The organism is Muriicola sp. Z0-33, from assembly GCF_026126425.1.
Taxonomy (GTDB): domain Bacteria; phylum Bacteroidota; class Bacteroidia; order Flavobacteriales; family Flavobacteriaceae; genus JAFMPW01.
In genome coordinates, this window is sequence record NZ_JAFMPW010000001.1 from 377,102 (window position 1) to 394,060 (window position 16,959).

At 39.4% G+C, this 16,959-nt stretch carries 15 protein-coding genes; 7 read left to right on the forward strand and 8 right to left on the reverse strand.

The genetic code is table 11. The annotated features are described in order from the left end of the window. The first annotated feature begins 170 nt into the window (after positions 1–170). On the forward strand, positions 171–650 hold the full coding sequence (locus tag J1G40_RS01640; RefSeq protein WP_265240529.1) for an ankyrin repeat domain-containing protein: 480 nt from the start codon (positions 171–173) through the stop codon (positions 648–650). Between the two features lie 21 nt (positions 651–671). Here J1G40_RS01640 and J1G40_RS01645 read toward each other — a convergent pair whose 3' ends face one another. Then, on the reverse strand, positions 672–965 hold the full coding sequence (locus tag J1G40_RS01645) for a SemiSWEET transporter (RefSeq protein ID WP_265240530.1): 294 nt from the start codon (positions 963–965) through the stop codon (positions 672–674). A 209-nt stretch (positions 966–1,174) separates the two neighbouring features. Between J1G40_RS01645 and J1G40_RS01650 the strand changes: the two genes are divergently transcribed. Next, complete coding sequence (locus J1G40_RS01650; RefSeq protein WP_265240531.1) at positions 1,175–1,954, forward strand: nitrilase family protein; 780 nt, start codon at positions 1,175–1,177, stop codon at positions 1,952–1,954. Here J1G40_RS01650 and J1G40_RS01655 read toward each other — a convergent pair. Both J1G40_RS01655 and J1G40_RS01660 read right to left on the reverse strand, forming a co-directional pair. Then, complete coding sequence (locus J1G40_RS01655; protein ID WP_265240532.1) at positions 1,935–3,557, reverse strand: Ig-like domain-containing protein; 1,623 nt, start codon at positions 3,555–3,557, stop codon at positions 1,935–1,937. The two genes, J1G40_RS01650 and J1G40_RS01655, sit on opposite strands and share 20 nt — an antisense overlap. Before the next feature lie 99 nt (positions 3,558–3,656). Continuing rightward, complete coding sequence (locus J1G40_RS01660; RefSeq protein WP_265240533.1) at positions 3,657–4,358, reverse strand: ComF family protein; 702 nt, start codon at positions 4,356–4,358, stop codon at positions 3,657–3,659. 41 nt (positions 4,359–4,399) lie between these two features. Between J1G40_RS01660 and J1G40_RS01665 the strand changes: the two genes are divergently transcribed. Both J1G40_RS01665 and J1G40_RS01670 read left to right on the forward strand, forming a co-directional pair. Further along, positions 4,400–5,296 carry a hypothetical protein gene (locus J1G40_RS01665; RefSeq protein ID WP_265240534.1) on the forward strand — a complete coding sequence of 299 codons (897 nt, stop codon included), beginning with the start codon at positions 4,400–4,402 and terminating at the stop codon, positions 5,294–5,296. A gap of 49 nt (positions 5,297–5,345) precedes the next feature. Then, positions 5,346–6,887 carry a glycine--tRNA ligase gene (locus J1G40_RS01670; RefSeq protein ID WP_265240535.1) on the forward strand — a complete coding sequence of 514 codons (1,542 nt, stop codon included), beginning with the start codon at positions 5,346–5,348 and terminating at the stop codon, positions 6,885–6,887. 18 nt (positions 6,888–6,905) lie between these two features. Here J1G40_RS01670 and J1G40_RS01675 read toward each other — a convergent pair whose 3' ends face one another. The 3 genes from J1G40_RS01675 to J1G40_RS01685 all read right to left on the reverse strand — a co-directional run bounded on the left by J1G40_RS01675 (position 6,906) and on the right by J1G40_RS01685 (position 10,500). Next, the gene (locus J1G40_RS01675) at positions 6,906–8,987 is read right to left on the reverse strand and encodes a TonB-dependent receptor family protein (protein ID WP_265240536.1); all 2,082 of its coding nucleotides are present in this window, start codon (positions 8,985–8,987) and stop codon (positions 6,906–6,908) included. Between the two features lie 125 nt (positions 8,988–9,112). Further along, a complete protein-coding gene (locus tag J1G40_RS01680) occupies positions 9,113–9,631 on the reverse strand; it encodes a DUF3575 domain-containing protein (protein ID WP_265240537.1) in 519 nt (172 codons plus the stop codon). Between the two features lie 74 nt (positions 9,632–9,705). Next, on the reverse strand, positions 9,706–10,500 hold the full coding sequence (locus J1G40_RS01685; protein WP_265240538.1) for an NUDIX hydrolase: 795 nt from the start codon (positions 10,498–10,500) through the stop codon (positions 9,706–9,708). Positions 10,501–10,581: 81 nt separating this feature from the next. On the opposite strand from J1G40_RS01685, the gene J1G40_RS01690 reads away from it, so the two are divergent. From J1G40_RS01690 to J1G40_RS01700, 3 genes are all read left to right on the forward strand, one after another. Continuing rightward, the gene (locus tag J1G40_RS01690) at positions 10,582–12,540 is read left to right on the forward strand and encodes a glycoside hydrolase family 3 protein (protein WP_265240539.1); all 1,959 of its coding nucleotides are present in this window, start codon (positions 10,582–10,584) and stop codon (positions 12,538–12,540) included. Between the two features lie 61 nt (positions 12,541–12,601). Further along, a complete protein-coding gene (locus J1G40_RS01695) occupies positions 12,602–13,363 on the forward strand; it encodes an exodeoxyribonuclease III (protein WP_265240540.1) in 762 nt (253 codons plus the stop codon). Between the two features lie 75 nt (positions 13,364–13,438). After that, entirely contained in the window at positions 13,439–14,479 is a 1,041-nt protein-coding gene (locus J1G40_RS01700; protein WP_265240541.1) for an NADP(H)-dependent aldo-keto reductase, read from the forward strand. Here J1G40_RS01700 and J1G40_RS01705 read toward each other — a convergent pair whose 3' ends face one another. Further along, complete coding sequence (locus tag J1G40_RS01705; protein ID WP_265240542.1) at positions 14,480–15,535, reverse strand: proline iminopeptidase-family hydrolase; 1,056 nt, start codon at positions 15,533–15,535, stop codon at positions 14,480–14,482. A gap of 46 nt (positions 15,536–15,581) precedes the next feature. Next, positions 15,582–16,940: a DNA repair protein RadA gene (gene radA, locus J1G40_RS01710; protein ID WP_265240543.1), complete on the reverse strand. Its 1,359-nt coding sequence runs from the start codon at positions 16,938–16,940 to the stop codon at positions 15,582–15,584. Positions 16,941–16,959: the final 19 nt, after the last annotated feature.

Sequence of the window (16,959 nt, forward strand, 5' to 3'; positions counted from 1 at the left end):
ATAAATAAAACTTTGATTTATATTATTAGGCTATAAGTATTATCTATAGTTTAAAATACTATCTTAAGATCAGGTCGGGATAACTTTGTAAGACTCAGTTCAGCTTCTGGCGATAAGCAGAATTTGAAGGGGTGAAAGCTTAAAGTACCTAATTATTAAATTGCTTATCTATGGAAGATACAACTGCTTATTTTGATGCAATTCGGAATGGTGAATTAGATGTCGTTCTTGGATTGATAACTACAAACCCTGCTTGGGTAAATGCCAGAGATCAACGGGGATCGACACCATTGATTTTAGGAGCTTATTATGGACATGAGGAGTTGGTGAAATTATTACTGGAGCATGGGGCAAAAATTGATGATGTGGATTCTTCTGGCAATACGGCATTGATGGGCGTATGCTTTAAGGGTTTTTTACCTGTGGTTAAAATGCTTATTGAAAAAGGGGCCAACATTAACCATCAGAATGCAATGGGTGCCAGCAGTTTAATTTACGCCGTTACTTTCAACCAGTTAGAAATTGCAAAATTGCTATTGCAAAATGGGGCAGAACTCAGCATTAAAGATGCCAGGGGAAATACGGCCCTGGACCATGCAAAACTTCAGGGCACACCGAATCTTATAGATGTGCTGGAAGCCAAATATTAGAATTTGCTGTTTAAGATATTCTTATATTCTTGATCCGGAATCCTGATTCCTCTTTTTTCTAAGCTGATCCCTCAACATAAACATAAGGATAATCCCTGCAAGAAGCAGTGTTACCAGATTTCCGATTATAATAGGCATTTGTCTATTTAAAGTGCCATATATAAGCCATAGCAAGACACCCATTACAAACATTAGATACATGGGAAAAGAAAGACTTCCGGTATCCTTAGACTTAATGGTCTTAACGGCCTGAGGCAAAAAGCTCATTGTGGTGAGCGTAGCGGCGATATTTCCTATAATTGATGTTATTTCCATGATAATTATTAAGTAGGTTTATTTTGCAAATCTCCAGGGATTAATAGAGGTTTACTACAACTAGATTTTCAACTATCTATACTATATTACCCTGAATAGGCACTTTTTGTAAAACAAGGAGATAAAGAAGGCGGGAACTGAGATATAATTTATATTTAAGTGGGCTATCAGCCGGTTTTTCCCACCTTTATTTTGATTAATTTTAAGGCATGAATCACAAATTAAAATTGGCACTGGTACAATCTTCTCTCGTATGGGAGGATCCGGAGCAAAATAGGTTGAATTTTGAGAAGTTGATTAACAATATTTCAGAGGATACCAATGTGGTAGTCCTGCCGGAAATGTTTACCACAGGATTTACGATGACCCCGGAAAACATCGCAAATGACGAGGGCGCGAAAACAGTAAGTTGGATGAAATCTATTGCCAGAGATAAAGGAATAGCACTGATGGGAAGTATTTCTTTTTGGGAAGACCAAAAATATACCAATCGGTTGTTTTTTGTGAGTGATAAAGCCGCTCCTGTTCATTACGATAAAAGGCACACTTTTACTTTGGCAGGGGAAGACATGGTTTATGAGGCTGGCAAAGCCAAATTAATTGTAGAATATATGAACTTTGTGCTTTGTCCTATGATCTGTTATGATCTACGGTTTCCAGTATGGGCAAGGAACACCGAAAATTATGATGCCTTAATCTATGTTGCCAACTGGCCAAAACCCAGAATCGATGCCTGGGATACATTATTAAAGGCAAGGGCCATAGAGAATATGGCATATTGCATAGGAGTAAACCGGATAGGGCAAGACATCAATGGCTATGAATATTGTGGTCATTCCGCCGCTTATGACTGTCTGGGGAACCAACTTTGTTTTACAGAAGATGAAACCGTAGTATACACCACTTTAGAGCGGCAGCATATTACAGCAACGCGAGATAAGCTCAACTTTCTGGGAGATAAGGATTCCTTTAATTTGGTAATACAGTAAAAGTCTCTATTTTTTCCCAATTGGCCCTGATTTCAATGGCTCTTGGATAATAACTTACCTTTTCAGGTTGTATTTTTTTAAGGTAATTACCCGTATCCCATTGTCCATTTTTATTGGTGTCAAAAATTACACGAATAAGATAATTAGCTGGTTCAATAGTATTGAATTCGTACAACTGCGGTTCCGTTGAGTAGATTTCACGTTTTACTTCTCCCCTTTCTGTTACCAGTTGTACAATCATGGGAAAACTCACCGGACCTGTTACATTGACACTTAAGTTGCCATAGTCCGCATAACTACCTGTTGATAAACGGTAATTTAATGTATCATTAGTAGCTTCAAAAAAATCCTTTACCGCATCAGGTAAGAGCACAAGATTGTAGTTTTCATTGGGTTCTTTATCAAATGAAAAATTAATCTTGTTTTTCAAAGTGTCTAGTGTTACCTCTATATCAACCGCTATAGAATCTTTGTTTATCATAGAAATCCTGGTAGAATCAAGAGCTACCAGAGGTATATTGGCCTCAATGCTAAATTCTTCTTCCAGGTTCATATTTCCACGATGAGAAGGATCCAGAATCAAGGAGTCTGCCGCCAGTTTTCTGGGTTTAACAACAAAAGTATCTATTTGTGCTCTCTTTTCATTTTCAACAATGAATATCAAGGAATCAACTTCAAACGGGGTAAACCAGAAGTTTAAACTATCCTTTTCAACCTCTTTCCTCACCAAGGTCCTAATAGAGTCTGGTAAAACTGTTAGGGGGCTTATTTTCAAGGATTCATCCTTTCCATTGTAACCAAAGATGATCTTATTACTCGCTGCATAATTTGGCGGAAGAACGCTATAATCCGGGATTTCCCTGAAAAGGGTTAAAAGAAAAATAGAGTCTGTTGGGAGTGTAATAGTGTCCTCTACAAATCCAATCTTATCTGTCAGTTGATCAAACAGGTTGTTTTTACTTTCGTCTTTTACCCCCACCATAGCATACCGTCCTTCTTTTAAATTTTTAAGTTCAAAAATGACCGTGCTATCCTGGGTATTGGTAATATAGTTTGGGGGGCTTTTATATACTGTCGAATCTGTATAGGCAGTATCAATGGCATAAAGCATCACACTTATAAATTCGTCAGCATCTTTGTTGAATGCATCTTTGACCACTCCCGAAACCGTGAGCGAGTCTAAATAGTCGCCTGTTGAGAAAACATAGTTCAAAAAGCTGTTTGGGTTTCCCTCATTGTTATCTACAATGCTCTGCCCAAAATTCAGGGTATAAGTGGTATTTTCCTCTAAAGTATCCTTGATAATTATTTCCACATACTTACTGGCTCCTCCTTGTGGACTTATCTGAGGATTGTATTTAAGTGGAGGGGATATAATCAATTGATTCTGTACGTCTTCTAACTTAATATATTCGTCAAAATACAATCTAATCCTTTGAGCATTGAAGTTAATGCTGAAATTTTCAGGTTCGGATTTTATAAGTACGGGAGCAGTCACATCTTTGGGGCCTCCCGTAGGGTTACCTCTTTTTGCACATTGCATCAATGCAAAAACCAGAAAAAATATAAAAAGGCCGGATACAATGCGCTTTAAAAATCCCATTTCAAAATCTATCCCGCAAAGAAACGACTATTTTGGTAAATCTCCATTTCCAAAAATTCAAAAACCCTATAATAAATAAGTCATTTCTTATTATCATAGTTATGGCACCATGGCCATTGTGGCAATATAAATAGAAGTACCTGAGCTTTGCATTAGAGCCTTAGTACATGCCTCCAATGTGGCGCCGGTGGTGATGACATCATCAACCAGCAAAACGCTTTTATTATTGGCCTTAATTGGTTCTGTCAGTGTATATAGATCCTGATTTCCGTGCCACCTGTAAAAACGGTTCTTTTTAGTTTGCGTTTTAGTATTGCTCGTTTTTAAAAGCAAAGTATCTTCATATTGTGCTTCCAGATGAAAGGCAATTCGTTTGCCAAATGCAGCTACCTGATTAAAACCCCGCTTACGGAGTTTTCGTTTATGCAGTGGCACCGGAATAACCAAATCTATAGGCGGTAACCCAGGGTCTTTTTTTAATAGGAGACCGTACCAGTCGCCTAGGAATATACCAATAGGTATCTGTGCTTTGTATTTCAGAGAATGTATGAGGTTTTTAACTATTCCTTTTTCCTCGTAAAACAGCATGGCAGCAGCCTTTTTGATGGGAATACGACCATAGAAAATCCGATCTATGGCATTTTCCTCCGTGAAGTTGTATTCGGTAAGTGGCAATTGATCACGACAAACTGTACACAAGTGTTGTTCTCCTCGATATAATCGGACATTACATCCAAAACACAACCTTGGCATCATGATTGTGTTGATATCATTTATTATATTTGATAGCTTAGAATACATCAAATCTTATTTATCCCTACTTATAACTTAGCCCTTATTGCATGGACATTCAAGATAACAAATTCAACTATAAAATCATCCTTGCGGCATTGGTTGCTGTCATTATTGGCATTCTCATCGCCTTTTACTACAGTTATGCCCAATCCAGGACTCAAATCACTTATTTGGAGGAGGAAAAAGGGCTATTAGTTAAGGATCTTACATTGATGAAAACCGAAGTTGACCGACTATCGGCTTTAAATGAAGTTAATGAAATAGAACTGCAAGATTCCAGATATAAGGTGCAACAGTTATTAGATTCAGTAGGGCGTTTAAATTTCACGGTTGATAAATTAAGAGAGTATAAAAAGGAACTGCGTCAGCTTGAAGCCAGACATGATAGCTTAAAGCTCAAAAATAACTTCCTTAAGTACAATAACATGCAGCTTGCCGATAAGTACGAGGAAACCCGTAAAATGATTGACGAGCTTAGAGGGAAGAGCAGTTCACTGGCTGAAGCAGAAGCGCTACTCCGTAAAAAGAATAAAGAATTAAGTGAAGAACTTAAAATCAAGAATTATTTAAAACTACAGAATGCCGAAGGGAATGGTTTTCGCCTGCGCGGAGGAAGACCAATTAAGACCAATAAGGCTTCAACTATTGAAAAGCTTCGCGGTTGTGTAACAATTACAGACGATCCAAATGCCAGGAGTCAGGAACGCGTAATATACTTTCAATTTCTAGGTCCAAATATGGGAGTAATCGAGGATAATGCAAATACAATCTCGGTTAATGGGAATATATACAGCAAGAGAGTTGAGCTTATTTATATGGGTGAAGAGATCTTCGTTTGTGATTTTATCACCATCCCTGCGGGCTCCTTATCCGAGGGAACTTATACCCTTAATGTTTTTGAAGATGAAAAACTACTGTCTTCAGCGGAATTTCAATTGAAATAAATCGAGTTAATTTAAACCATCTTTTTGACTAAAATTCTATTTTTGCCGAATGGCGAAACAAGAAGATGATTTCAGAAAGGTAATATCTCATGCCAAGGAGTATGGATATGTTGTACAATCCAGTGAAATTTATGACGGATTAAGCGCGGTTTACGACTACACCCAGAATGGTGCGGAGTTGAAGAAGAATATCCGTGAATACTGGTGGAAGGCAATGGTGCAAATGAATGATAATATCGTTGGGATAGACGCTGCGATATTTATGCACCCTACTACCTGGAAAGCTTCCGGGCATATCGATGCTTTTAATGATCCCCTGATCGATAATAAGGACTCAAAAAAACGATACAGGGCAGATGTACTGGTAGAGGATCATGTTGCGAAAATTGAAACAAAAATTAATAAGGAAGTAGCCAAAGCAGCCAAACGGTTTGGTGATTCCTTTGATAAGGAGCAGTTTCTTAATACCAATCCCAGAGTACTTGGGTATCTGGAAAAATCACAGACCATTCTCAAAAGGTTGGGAAGATCTCTTGAAAACGAAGATTTAGCAGACGTAAAAGCCCTTATAGAGGAATTAGAAATTGCCTGTCCTTTGTCCGGTTCAAGAAACTGGACAGACGTAAAACAATTTAACCTAATGTTCGGGACTAAAATTGGGGCATCTGCTGATACCGCCATGGATCTCTACCTCAGACCCGAAACTGCCCAGGGAATATTTGTGAACTTCCTGAATGTTCAAAAGTCGGGAAGATTAAAAATACCATTCGGTATTGCACAGATTGGAAAAGCATTCAGAAACGAGATTGTAGCGCGTCAGTTCATTTTTCGTATGCGTGAATTTGAACAAATGGAAATGCAGTTTTTTATTAAACCCGGGACTCAGAAAGAATGGTACCAAAAATGGAAGGAAACCAGACTTAAATGGCATCTTTCACTAGGGATGGGTGAAGAAAATTACCGATTTCACGATCATGAAAAGTTGGCCCATTATGCAGATGCTGCGGCCGATATTGAATTTAAATTTCCCTTCGGATTTAAGGAATTAGAAGGCATACATTCCAGAACTGATTTTGACCTTGGAAGTCATGAAAAGTATTCGGGGAAAAAACTCCAGTACTTTGATCCGGAAATCAATGAGAATTATGTGCCTTATGTTGTGGAAACTTCAATTGGGTTAGATAGAATGTTCCTGGCAGTATTCTCAAATTCATTACAGGAAGAAGAATTAGATAATGGCACATCAAGAACTGTACTAAGAATTCCGGCAGTACTTGCACCAACTAAAGCAGCGGTATTACCCTTGGTAAAAAAGGATGGGTTGCCTGAAATAGCGCATCAAATTATAGACGACTTGAAATTTGATTTTAATGTTATTTATGACGAGAAAGACGCTGTTGGAAGAAGATACAGGAGGCAAGACGCCGCAGGTACACCTTACTGCATCACTGTAGATCATCAGACGCTGGAAGACAAAACAGTAACCATAAGGCATAGAGATACTATGGAGCAACAACGAGTTCTGATCCAGGAGCTCAGTACCATCATATCTCAGGAAGTAGATATGAAATATTGGCTTAAAAAAATCTGAGTAGCTGTTTAATTATTATTACAATCGGTAGGCCAGTTGTACGCCTCCGTAGTAATTCCTGTCATTTCCAGGATAGAAGTAACGGGGCGCATTGCCGCCAAATCCAACAGCATTAATTAATACAGACCGGGCATAGGTAGTATCAAAAATATTGTTCACCCCTATATTGATACCTAATGATAGTTTTTCGGAAACGGAGGTATTATACCCCATTTGGCTGCTAAAAATTCCATAAGCATCACTAGACAAGCTATTGGCATCGGTTAGTGGTATATCATCCACATATTGATAAGTGGCCGTCCAATAAAACTTTTTCTTGTGCTCCAATCTGCTGCTAAAATGCAGCCGGTGTTTTGGAACGCCGGTTAAAGGATTACCAGAAAAATCATCGTCACCATCTACAAATTCTTTAAAGCTATGGTCATTGACAGTATACCCCACGGAGGGGGAGAGGGTAGTGTTGTTGCCTAAATTAAATCGGTAATCAAGTTGTAATTCTATCCCCTGATGTCTGGTTTTTCCGGCATTCTTCCCTATAAATTGGTCTTCGCCTACACGTTGTGCTACCAGCAAATTCTTAATATCCATTCTATAGAAAGTAATGTCTAACCATAAATTAGTTTTAGGCCAAAAAAACAGTTTAGTTCCCAGCTCATAGTTTGTTCCCGTCTCCTGTTCTATTTCCGGATTAATAAGTCCATCCGGAGTAAGGGTTTCTTCAAGGCTCGGATTAGAGAATCCACGGCTCACATTAGCATATATCCTGCTTCCTCCCCCTAATCCATACTCCATGCTCAGACTGGGCAATATTAGTAGATCAAAGTTCCTTTTTGCATTTTTATTGCCTGCTCCAATGGTAAAAAGATCTCTGAAGTCATAATGAGTTTTGTTGATATTAAGACCGGCCTGCGCTTTGAGTCGAGACGAAAGGGGTAAGGTAATCACCCCAAAACCATTAAATTGCCTTCTGTATTCCTTGTTGTTGCTAATCTGATCTCCCTCAAGACTGCCATTGCCATTATTGTCCCTGTAGAGGTTCTCAAAAGTTTGCCATTTGTACTCGTCCCTGTAAAACTCCCCCCCGAAGTTATAAGTGGCTTCCTGCCCATTGAGATCGAAGTTTCCCGAAAAGTTGGATCTAAAGCCATATCCATTTGTATACTCATCCAGAATATTAAAAGGCCTTGGTTCATAATGGTCTAGATAACTATAGAACAATCCTGTCGTATTCCTAAATTTCTCGTTGAATTTATAAGTATGGGAAAGCCCTACAAGCGTGTACTTATTTGCTTCGAACCCCTGGGATGCATTCCAGGTAAATGCAGCCTGGGTAGGGTCTTCATCAAATGCAGTCTGACTTAAAGAACTGGGTATCTGGGCCGTATAATCAATATAATTTACCAGGAGTGATACGGTACTCTTACTATTTATAATACGAGATAGATTTAGCAACAACCCGTCTCTGTCAAAGGAGTTATTCTCCCTGTAGCCATCGGTAGACATATGTCCGTAATGCATATTGAAATTCAGTTTTTCATCAGCATGAGAAAGACTTAGGTTATTTTTTATCAGGCCATAAGACCCCGCGGTAAAATTGTTCGAAACTGTAGTTCCCGTGGTTTCCACTTCTGTGGTTCTTAATAGCATGGCTCCACCCAGATTGGTGCCATAAGCCGCACTTTTTGGTCCTTTGATAATTTCAATAGCATTGAGATTTTCCAGGTCAAAAGCTTCTATTGTTGAAAACCCGGTACCATTTGTCACTGGGATATCATTGTAATAAAGACGGATCTTGTCTGTGCCAAAGGGTGTTCTGGCACCCACACCTCTTATGGTGATCCTGTTAGTATTTAGAGCGCCGCTGAACATATGCACCCCTGCGATCTGGTTTATGGTAGCGGCAAAATCTATTGGGCTTTGATTTTGAAAAATCTTTCCTTTAATAACATTGGAGGCTGTTATTCCTTTGGCTGCCTTATTTTTTACCGGGTCTACAAGGATCACTTCATCCAGGTAAGTCACAGAGTCCTGAACAGATTCCTGACCTAACAGATTACTAAAAGAGATTACAAGGAGTATACAAAAAAGGGAAGTCTTCATTCAATTATAATGAGGGCCAAAAATAGGGAATAATTAGCACTAACCATTGCTAGCGATTACTCAAAATAAAATTTGAATCTACAAAATATTACATTCAAGGGGTTTTGTTTAAATACTAATTAAATCTAGAACCTAAACCCTACAGATAAACCAACCCGGTAAACAAATGTATCCTGAAAGTTGGCCGGATTAATATTTCTTCCAAATCCCCCACTAAATTCCATGGTAAATTTTTGACTGCGAGTTACCCATTTATTCCCCAGGCCCAAACCAAGGGCAAAAGTATTGTAATCATTATTTCTTGCCCCGAGATTATCCGATGCACTGTCATCTTCTCCTGTATAATAAAGGCCAAATGCCTCTGCAAAAAATCCGCTTCTGGGGGCATAACCAAAATAAGCTCTGAAGTTAGGACCTATCCCAAAGTTTCCGTTGTAGTCTGTGGCATCATTGTCGAAATACACTGTGCCGCCAAAACTGGTGTCCTCTGTGAGATAATATTCATATGAGGCATCTATAGTTGTTGTAGCAAGGAATAAACCTATATTGAATTTCAATTCCTGATTATCATTGAAAGCGGGGTAGGCCTGGGCCCGCAGAAAATATCCACTTAAAACAAGAAGAATTAAAACTGTATTTTTCATATTCCGTATTTATTTTTATTGGTAAATCAAAAGCTATTCCAAAAATGTAATCCTGGTAAGATGGAGACTGAGAATTAATATGAAAAACCAATACCTTCCTCTATAAGCTTTTTGAACTTCTTTTTATCAAAACTGTAGAGATAGGGAGCTTTATTAGCAGCACCGGTCATTTGTTTTTCATGGCGCCTTAGAATTCCAAGCTTAAGTACTTTGCGCTGAAAATTACTGCGTTCCAATGGTTTTTGAAGTATAGCTTCGTACAATTTTTGAAGGTCCAGAAACGTAAATTTGGCAGGAAGAAGTGATAAGCCAATGGGCAGATAATTAAGTTGGATGCGGAGATGTGTAAGTGCTTTTTCAACAATTTGTTTGTGGTCCATCATCAAATCTGGCATATCTGTGAGCGATTTCCACTCGCATGTATCACTAAGCGCATCTGGTTCTGGCTTAGTTTTATGAAGATCAACCAATGCGAAATATCCCGTAGTGATAAATCTATTGTTTAGCCAACCAATTACTTCATCATTGTGCAACTTAGATTGCCTAATAAATTCCATTCGTTTTAGTTGTTCTTTTCCATTTTGAAGCGAGCGTTCAATATCTCCAAAGGTGTGAAATTGATTAAGAAAGACAGATTTAAGCCCTGTACGTTCTTCTAAAACCCTATTGGCAGCATCTTTCATATCTTCATCTTTGCGAATGAATCCTCCTGGCAGCGTCCATAAGTTTTGATGCTTCCATTTCAATAGCAGAATCTTGAGTTGTTGGTTACTATATCCAAAAATTACACAGTCTATGGAAATTCCGGGCATGTAGTCATCCGGATTTAATGCCATTTTTAAACTGGGTTTTCTTGAAATATTTGTCATGGGTAAATATAAATATTTTATTGTATTAATATGATACAATAGAAATTTTTCTTATTATTGTGTCAAATTAACTAAATAAAAATGAAAAAGTTTCTGAATGTCCTGAAATATCTACTACTATCTTTAGCAGGAATCCTGCTTATCGTCTTTTTGGTAGTGTACATAAAAAAGTCTAACGCCTCCAAAAACAACATGGCCTTGTTGGGAAAGGAAGCCAGTACTCTTACCCAGAACGGCATCACTTTTAGGGATCTCAACAAAAATGGCAAGTTAGATGTTTATGAGAACCCAAATGCAAGTCCGGAAAATAGGGCAACAGACTTGGTCAATCAAATGAATCTCCAGGAAAAGGCAGGTACCATGTTTGTAACCATGATAGGAACAACTCCGGATGGAGAGCCCATGGAAAAACCCGTACTATCAACAGATCCGATTAATATTATGATGTCTTTTATGCTGCCATCAAATTCCGAGATGATAGCAAGAAAGAAAATGAATAGCTTCAATATATTAGCTTCTTTAGATGCCACCGGCTACGCCAGATATAACAATAGTGTCCAAAAAATGGCCGAGCGTACCCGCCTGGGAATTCCTATTACCCTCGCCACTGATCCAAGACATGGTACAGAGAATAATCCGGGAGCCTCCCTGTATACCCCTTCCTTTTCACAATGGCCCAGTTCTTTGGGCCTGGCTGCTACAAGAGATACTCTACTAGTTAGAGAATTTGGTGATATTGCAAGGCAGGAATACATTGCGGTAGGGTTGCGTTTGGCTTTGCATCCAATGGCCGATTTAGCCACCGAACCTCGCTGGGGGAGAACAAATGGGACTTTTGGGGAAGACGCCTACTTGTCAGCAATGATGACTAAGGCGTATGTGCAGGGTTTCCAGGGCGATTCTCTAAGTACAAACAGTGTTGCCTGTATGACCAAACATTTTTCGGGTGGAGGACCACAGAAAGACGGTGAGGACGCACATTTCCCTTATGGAAGGGAGCAAGTATACCCCGGTGATAATTTTGATTATCATGTTATTCCATTTACCGAGGGTGCGTTTAAGGCTAAGACTGCCCAAATTATGCCCTACTATGGGATTCCTGTGGATCAGACCGGCGAAAATGTCGCTTTCGGATTCAATCAAGAAATTATCACGGGCCTGTTAAGAGATTCGCTAAACTTTAATGGCGTGGTTTGCACAGATTGGAATATAATTACAGATTCTAAAATGGGAGAAGGCCGTGCATGGGGAGTAGAAGATTTATCATATAAACAAAGGGTAAAAAAAGTACTCGATGCCGGCTGCGATCAATTTGGGGGAGAAAACATCCCGGAACTCATAGTTGAATTAGTCGAAGAAGGACAAATTAGCGAGGAGCGGATAGATGTTTCTGTAAAACGGATATTGCTCGACAAATTTAAACTGGGTCTATTTGATAATCCTTATGTAGATGAAAAGGAAGCAATTAAAATTGCCGGTAGAAAGGAATTCAGAGAAAAAGGTAAAATAGCCCAGAGTAAGTCGATGGTCTTGCTTAAAAATGACAATTTATTACCACTCAAAATGGGAACAAAAGTTTATATAGAAGGGCTATTAACACCTGAAATTATTGACAAGTATGGTGAGCTGGTTACAGATCCAGAGGATGCCGATGTTATTCTGACCAGGATAAACACACCCTTTGATGAGCGAAATGATTATTTCCTGGAAAGCTTCTTCCATCAGGGCAGATTGTACTATAATGAAAAGGAAAAGAACGAGATTTTAGATTTAATCGAACAAAAACCATCAATTGTAATAGTAAATCTGGAACGCCCTGCCATACTTACCGGGATAGAAGAAAGTAGTGGCGCAATGTTCGGAGAATTTGGCACAAGTGATGAAGTACTGGTTGAGATGCTCTTTGGTAAAACAAGTCCATCAGGGAAACTCCCATTTGAGTTACCGTCTTCCTGGAAGGCAGTGGAGAATCAAAAGGAAGATGTGCCTTATGATTCAAAAGACCCCCTGTTTCCATACGGACATGGTTTGTCTTATTAAGTAATATTAAAATCATCATCAGAAAATTTATATGGTCGATGGCATTCACTATTTTTGAATCATGAAAATAGTATCGTACAATGTAAATGGAATCCGCGCTGCATTGAATAAGGGTTTTATTGAATGGCTGCTCGCTGTAAACCCTGATGTGGTTTGTCTGCAAGAGATTAAAGCCATGGAAGAACAATTAGACCTTTCTTTGTTCACCCAGGCGGGTTATCATCATAATTACTGGTTCAGCGCACAGAAAAAAGGATACAGTGGAGTTGCCATATTGTCTAAAAAACGTCCGGATCATATTGAGATAGGGACCGGAATAGATTATATGGATTTCGAAGGAAGAAATCTGAGAGCAGATTTTAATGGTGTTTCGGTAATGAGCCTCTATCTTCCATCTGGTACAAACCTGGCTAGATTAGACCATAAACTTACCTATATGGCGGATTTCCATAAATACATTGATACCCTCAAAAAATCCCACCCTAATTTAATCATTTGCGGGGATTACAATATTTGTCATGAAGCTATTGACATTCACGATCCCGTCCGCAATAAAAATGTTTCAGGATTCTTGCCGGTGGAGAGAGAGTGGATCGGAAATTTTATCGATAGTGGTTTTATCGATAGTTTCCGACATTTCAATAAAGACCCTCACAATTATACCTGGTGGAGCTATAGGGCCAACGCCCGAAACAATAATAAGGGCTGGCGTTTAGACTATGCTATGGTTAGTAAACCTTTGGAAAGCAGGTTAAAAAGATCAGTTATACTATCAGAGGCTAAACACAGCGACCATTGTCCTATTTTGGTTGAAATCGACTAATAAAATTTATCGGCTGGGGATTTTTAAGATTAGTAATCCCTAAATTTGGACTTTCTATCTAACCATTCTTAAGCTATGAAGTATACCCGTTTACCACACACTGATCTGGAAGTCAGTAAAATTTGCCTGGGCACCATGACCTGGGGTCGTCAGAATACCGAATCTGAAGGTCATGAGCAAATGGATTATGCTTTTGATCAGGGGATAAATTTTTTTGATACCGCTGAGTTGTATCCTGTTCCTCCCCATCCTGACAGGTTCGCCGACACTGAGAAAATAATAGGAACCTGGTTCAAAAAAACTGGGAAAAGGGATAAGATAATCCTGGCCTCCAAGATTGCCGGAAAGGCAGAATTCACAAAGTTCATAAGGACCACTGGGTTTTCCAGGGCGTCTATTATTGAAGCTGTTGAAGGAAGTTTAGGGCGCTTGCAGACAGATTATCTGGATCTTTATCAATTGCACTGGCCAGAACGCACTACCAACTTCTTTGGTAAAAGAGGGTATGAACATGATATTTCAGATCATTGGCAGGATAATATTCATCAGGTGCTGGAAACTTTGAGAGATTTAGTTCGAGAGGGGAAAATTCGGCATATTGGGCTGTCTAATGAAACCCCCTGGGGAACAATGCGTTTTTTGGAGGAGAGTAAGGTACACAGTAGTCTTCCCAGGGCAATTACAATTCAAAATCCTTACAGTCTTTTGAATAGATTATTTGAAGTAGGTCTTTCGGAGATCTCTATGCGATCCAAAATAGGACTGCTTGCCTATTCCCCTTTAGGGTTTGGCGTGTTGAGCGGTAAATATTTGGGAGGGATGAAGCCAGCAAATGCAAGGATCACCCTCTTCTCGGCCTACAACCGTTACAGTAGTGAAAACTCTGAAAAAGCAACTCAATTGTATTATAACCTGGCCCAGGAACACAATTTGTCGCTGGCACAGATGTCACTGGCGTTTGTGACCTCAAGGCCATTTGTAACAAGTAATATAATAGGTGCCACTACTATGCAGCAGCTAAAGGAAAATATTTCCAGTATAGATGTTGATTTAAGCGATGAGGTACTAAAGGGTATTGAGGCTATTCATGGTCAGATTCCTAATCCGGCACCATGATTATTGAAAAGTACCCTTATCTACATCATTGATAAAATTAATTACGCCACCAAAATAATTTTTCTGATCATCGTACTGGGATAAATGACTCCCATTCGGGCAAAAAAGGTATCGTCCGTTTTGCACTTCTTTCGACATCCACTCCATATGATCAGGATCCATGGTATCGTGTTTAGCACCAATAACTAAAGTGGGAACAGACAACTCTTTAAGTCTGTCCTTTATGTCCCATTCTTTTAGAGTGGCATCTCCTGTAATACCAAATTCACTGTAGCCCTGCATATGCACATACACCTGGTTATTAGCATGGTTAAGACTTCGCAATACCGCCTCTGGCCATTGATCTGGTGGAAGCCGTAATACATGCTCGGTGTAATAATGCTCAAAGAGTAATTCTCCATATCTGGGATTCTCAAAATCTTCGGCATCTTCAAGGGCCTTGATTTCTTTGTAAACTTCAGGATCTAGCTGTGGCCCCAAAACTTCCTGTGCATAAGCATTGTATTCCGGAATACTGCTCATCATGTTCGAAATAACGAGTCCTTTCAGATTATTCTGATATTTCAGTGCGTATTCCATGGCCAGTATGCCACCCCATGACTGCCCTAACAAATAGAAGTTATCGCTGTTTAGATTTAAGGCTTTCCGCACCTGTTCTACTTCTTCAACAAACCTTTCGGTACTCCAGAGTTCAAGGTCGTCTGGTTTGTCACTGTAGTAAGAACCTAACTGATCGTAATAGATATATTCAATTTCCTGCTGTGGGAAATAACCATCTGCACATTCGTATAATTCATGGGTCATTCCGGGGCCACCGTGAAGCAGTAAAACCTTTTTGGCAGGGTTATTACCAACCCGCTTGGTCCACACCTTAAAAGTTCCTTTATCTGTGTTGATTGGGATCATTTTTATTCCACCTGTAAACTGGTCATCCCTTCCTTCAAAACTCAGGTAATCGGAAGGAGCATTTTCCTGGACAGCAGATGCAGAAGATTCCTGTTGTTTACAACCGAATAGTAAGATCATGGAAAGGGAGAAGAGGATGGTACTTTTCATTATTTGTGTATTTATATTCCTTTAAAGTTAAATTAATATTAGCTGGCTAGCCAAATAAACTGCTGACCAATTCCTCAATTTTAGAGATTAGCTTAATATTAATTCTGGTGTCTTTAAGGGAGATCGTATTATTTTTCGAAACAAAAATAGTAGAAAAACCAAGTTTTTCAGCTTCGATAATGCGCTGATCTACTCGCTGTACGGGCCTAATTTCACCCGCCAGCCCTATCTCTGCTGCAAAACAAATGCCTTTGGATATTGCGATATCCGAATTGCTCGAAAGGATGGCTGCAACAACAGCCAGATCAATGGCCGGGTCATCTACCGAGATACCGCCGGTAATATTCAGAAATACATCTTTAGCCGCTAGTTTAAACCCTGCTCTTTTTTCTAGCACCGCCAGTAGCATATTGAGTCGTTTTGCATTATAACCTGTTGCAGATCTTTGAGGAGTTCCATATACGGCGGAACTCACCAAAGCCTGAATTTCAATAAGCAAAGGGCGCATACCTTCAACGGTAGCGGCAATAGCCGTGCCACTAAGTCCTTCTTCATTTTTAGATATAAGGACTTCAGAAGGATTACTGACTTCTCTTAGTCCGTCTCCCTGCATTTCATATATTCCAAGTTCAGCTGTGGAACCAAACCTGTTTTTCAGGGCTCTGAGAATCCGATAGACATAGTTGCGATCTCCTTCAAATTGTAAAACAGTATCCACCATATGCTCCAGAATTTTAGGGCCGGCAATATTGCCATCTTTCGTGATGTGCCCAATCAGTATCATTGGGGTATTGGTGGCTTTGGCAAATTTGATGAGCTCTGCTGTGCATTCCCTGATCTGAGAGATGCTGCCTGCAGCAGATTCTATATAATCAGAATGAAGCGTCTGGATAGAATCTATTATTACTATTTCAGGGTCTATGGCCTCTATATGTTGAAAAATATCTTGAGTCCGGGTCGCGGTTAGTATAAAGCAGGTATCATTATTTGGATGAATCCTGTCTGCGCGCATTTTAATTTGCTTCTGGCTTTCTTCTCCCGAAACATACAATGTTTTATAGGGAAGCTTTAGGCCAACCTGAAGCAGGAGGGTGCTTTTACCTATACCTGGCTCTCCTCCTAAAAGCACTAATGATCCGGGGACTAAACCTCCTCCAAGTACCCGATTAAATTCATTATCCTGGACATTTAACCTTAATTCCTTTTCAGTACTTATTTCATTTATCCGTAGTGGTTTTATTTTGTCGACAGTGATTTTGGCATTTTTCCAGGGGGTCTTTTCTTCTTTTTGTATGACTTCCTCCACTATGGTATTCCATTCTTTACAGGCAACACATTGCCCAACCCATTTGGCGTATTGGGTGCCACAATTCTGGCAGAAAAAAGCAGTTTTGGTCTTGGCCATAACCTCTTAAAGGGTTTCT